This window comes from Spirochaetota bacterium, assembly GCA_025061835.1.
Classification (GTDB): Bacteria; Spirochaetota; Brevinematia; order DTOW01; family DTOW01; genus SKYB106.
Map to the genome: position 1 here is coordinate 1 of JANXAC010000038.1, position 3,982 is coordinate 3,982.

The following is a 3,982-nucleotide window of genomic DNA, read 5'->3' on the forward strand; positions in this document are numbered from 1 at the left end:
TTACCTGTAGAAGCACATATCGTAGCCTTAACCCCCTTTTCAACAGCCTTTGATATCGCAACCGTCATCCCTCTGTCCTTAAAAGAGCCCGTTGGGTTAAGCCCCTCATACTTTATGAAAAGGTCAATACCTAACTCTTTCCCAAGATTAACAGCCCTTATGAGTGGAGTATTACCCTCAAGAAGAGTTATAACCGGTGTTTTATCAGTTATCACGTCTATTAAATCCCTATAGTGGTTGATTATACCATTCCAGAACATGCCTGAATCATTATAAGCACTTCAGTTGGTAGATTTACAAATTTATCAAATAATATATATAATAACAAAACACCAAGTTTGAATGTCTTAAAACTCCACCTAATCTACTAGACTTAACACTTTCAGTCATTCCAAAAACTCCCTGAAATATCCTCTGATTTTTTTTGATAAGTTCAATAGATGTCATTTATTCTAAACACAAACTTATAGGAGTAGCCATAATATGGTTTTAAGAAACATAAGCAAGGTTCTAAAACCTTATCTGATATATGTTTTGAACAACACTAGGGTATTCTTAAGAAAAATTCTAATCATAATACCTCTAATATTCATAATTATTGTCCAACTGCTATGGGTTATATCTGATGATTCTACGCCTCAATGGGATGAAGCAAGACACACTCTAAATTCAATAAGAATTCTTGATGTTATTAGGAATCCCGGTGAGAATTCAATAATAGATGGGATATTACTATTTTACGACTTTTATACACACCTATGCTATGTAGTTGCATCAATGTTTCACATTATATTTGGAGTTTCTTACGATAGTGCAACCTTCTCAATCTTGTTTCTTTGGATACCTTTGCTTTACTTCTCTGTCTATGGAATAGCTAAAATACTGTTTAATAGAGACAAGTTTAGAGCAGTATTGTCAGCATTTGTTACAACCTCTCTTCCAGTTGTAATAGGTTACAGTAAGGTGTTTTACCTAGATGTTCCTATGGCTTCTGCAGTTGCCTTTGCGTTCTACATAATCTTAAGAACAAACTTTTTACTAGCGAAAAAAAGTTGGATGTGGGTAGGCATAGCCATCGCTATGTCTTTTTTCACAAAACAAACAGGACTAATCTTTATACCCTACCTACTACTAGTGGGGATAATAAGAGGGATATACAAACATTTAAACAACAAGAACATAGATATTAAGAGACTTGTAAATAACTATGTTTTGTCTATATTAGTAGGGACCATTCCAATTTTCTCTTGGATTCTTCTCAATCCCGAATTTGTAAAGGTATGGTCAGATATAAATTCTGACAAAACGATTGTCAGTATGATGCCTAATAGAATTTCAATAGATTCCATAATTTACTATCCGAGCATATTAATAAATCACTCTCTGTATATTCCACTTTTTATCTTTCTAACGCTTGGAGTCATTTCAATAATAGCTAGAAAGGACCTAAAGTCAATCATAATACTTATAGGATACTTAATAATACCTTATGTAATACTTACATTTCTTACTACAGTTAAGATTGATAGATATATTCTACCTTTTGTTGTAGTGCTAGGAATGATAATATCTCATCCTTTTAACAAGAATGAGATTAAGAAGACTACTAACAAAGTAGCGGTCACACTAATAGTAGTTATTTCAATGTGGAATATTCTAGCAACAAACTTTGGAAATATTTTAGAGCTACCCAATCTAAACATAGTAGGAATTTATGTAACAAAAAACAATTTACCACAAGCTCCTTCATCTCCTAAAAGGGGGATAGAATACAACACACCTGAAATGGTAGTCAAGTTTATAGGAACAGCATCAGAAGTCAGAAAATTTGAAGGTGTAAGTGAAAAAACAACCTTCGCTATGCGAATAAACTTGACACACTTACTACCTGAATCTAGTTTCTTACTCTACTCGTATATGAACAAGGTTGATTACTATGGGGTTGATTTCAACGAAAAGCATAATATAGACATAGTGTTTATCGCAAATCAGTATTCTAACCTAGTATCAGATAAAACTAACTTAAAGAAGGTTTTTGAAAGAGAAATACCTGATAGTGGGACATACTCTCTATGGGTTGGTAATAAACTCACAAACTGGCTTTTTTTCTACGATGCTATACTCAAAAATGTGATTGCAATCAAGATAACAAATATTTCCTATGAAAACGGTATTTTAACTGTTGATCTAGGATGGGTATCAAGAAAAAGAGCATACGGAGACATTCTAGGGATACTTGAAATAATAGATGAAAAAGGCAATGTAAGATATGTTGAAGTGCCTAACATAATACCACAAGGTGGAGACGGAGGAGTCTATATAAGGCGATTTATTAAACTTAACAACGCTTTTGAAAAAGGGGAATACAGAGTGAAAATACATCTAAAGAGAGCATGGATTAGTTACTTACAAAGAATACTCTACAGAGTAGCATTTATACCTCTCGGCATGGAAAAATGGGAAGAGATGAAAAATCTTGTAAGCATAAACAGTCTTGAATTTGATTTCAAAGTCAAATAAGAACTAAAACTCCGTCAAAATTTATTATGACAATTTGTCAAAATGTGAGGATTTAATTTAAAATCAAGCTTCACGATGAATACCAATGGTAAAATTAGAGTATTATTCATATGGCACGGAGCAGTAGAGAAAAATTACCGTCAGCTTTTCTACGAGATGTCAAAACATGGACTTGAAATGATAGTCATAACAGCAAAAAGATGGTTTGAAACATCAAAGTGGCAAACCTTTGAAACAATAGAGCTTGACAAACACTACAAGATTTACCCTTTGAGAACTATATTCACAAACCATGTAAGAGCATTCTTTTACCTCAACTTCATCAAGATCGCTTGGATCATTTTAAAACATAAACCTGATGTTGTCTATCTGAAACAAGAACCATACTCAACCGCAGGATTTGTAATACTCTTACTAACAAAAATATTAAATCCAAAGTCAAAGATATTGATAGAGAGTGATGAAAATATCTTCAAGAATCATCCCATACCATTCAAATTCTTTGAGAAGCTCAACTTAAGGTTATCTGATGCTCTCGTTGTTATTCCAACAGATGCAATAGAAATGTATAGAAGCAAAGGTTTCGGTAAAGAGATATACAAAACTTACTACTTTATACCTGAATTTAGAACTGATGTGGAACCGCTTGACGTCCGAAGCAATGCTAAGCTCAAAGTAGGTTTTGCAGGAAGGATATCAAAACCAAAAGGTGTTGATATAATTATACTAGCACTCAGTGAACTCAAGAAAAGAAACATCAACGACATTGAACTTTTTATAGTTGGATACCCAGAAGACAATGAATATTACCAATACATAATTAAACTTGCAGAAGAAAAAGATATCAAGATGACACATCTTGGTTCATTTGGTTTGGATAAGATGTTTGCTTTCTACAAGACTATAGATGTTTTAGTTCTACCATCTAGAACCGTGCCATGGTGGAAAGAGCAGTTTGGCAGAGTTTTAGTTGAAGCGATGGCTTGTGGAACTCCTTGCGTAGGGTCTTCTTCTGGAGAGATACCTAGAGTTATCAATAATCCTAACCTAATCTTCCAGGAAGACAATTTTAAAGAATTAGCAGACATTCTAGAAAAGTTTTACAATAAAGAGTATTCAAAAGATAAACTTTTGGAAAGTCTCATTCAGTATTCAAAGAACTTTACAATTGAAGCAGTTGCAAAGAATAAAGCAGAGATTGTAAGAAAAGTGTATGAACAAAACAAACAATACTTGTAACCAATACTCAAAAAACTTTACCGTTGAGGCAGTTGCCAGAAACAAAATAGAGACATAAAGAGTATGCTAAGAATTTCAGACTAGATGTGACGTGATACTCTTTCTATTTCACTTTCAAGTCTGTCTATTATCTTGTCCCAAAGAAAGTTATCATTCACATGCTTCTTCAAAAGTCCTGATTTATATCTCACATAATCTTGATTATCTATCGCAAACTGTAACT

Annotated in this window: 3 protein-coding genes; 2 read left to right on the forward strand and 1 reads right to left on the reverse strand. The window is 33.3% G+C overall.

All coding sequences use genetic code 11. The annotated features are described in order from the left end of the window. A partial coding sequence (locus NZ579_08050) for a pyridoxal-phosphate dependent enzyme (protein ID MCS7299887.1) occupies positions 1–260 on the reverse strand: 260 nt, incomplete at its 3' end. 223 nt (positions 261–483) lie between these two features. On the opposite strand from NZ579_08050, the gene NZ579_08055 reads away from it, so the two are divergent. Beyond that, entirely contained in the window at positions 484–2,520 is a 2,037-nt protein-coding gene (locus NZ579_08055; protein MCS7299888.1) for a glycosyltransferase family 39 protein, read from the forward strand. A 75-nt stretch (positions 2,521–2,595) separates the two neighbouring features. Further along, positions 2,596–3,759: a glycosyltransferase gene (locus NZ579_08060; GenBank protein ID MCS7299889.1), complete on the forward strand. Its 1,164-nt coding sequence runs from the start codon at positions 2,596–2,598 to the stop codon at positions 3,757–3,759. Positions 3,760–3,982: the final 223 nt, after the last annotated feature.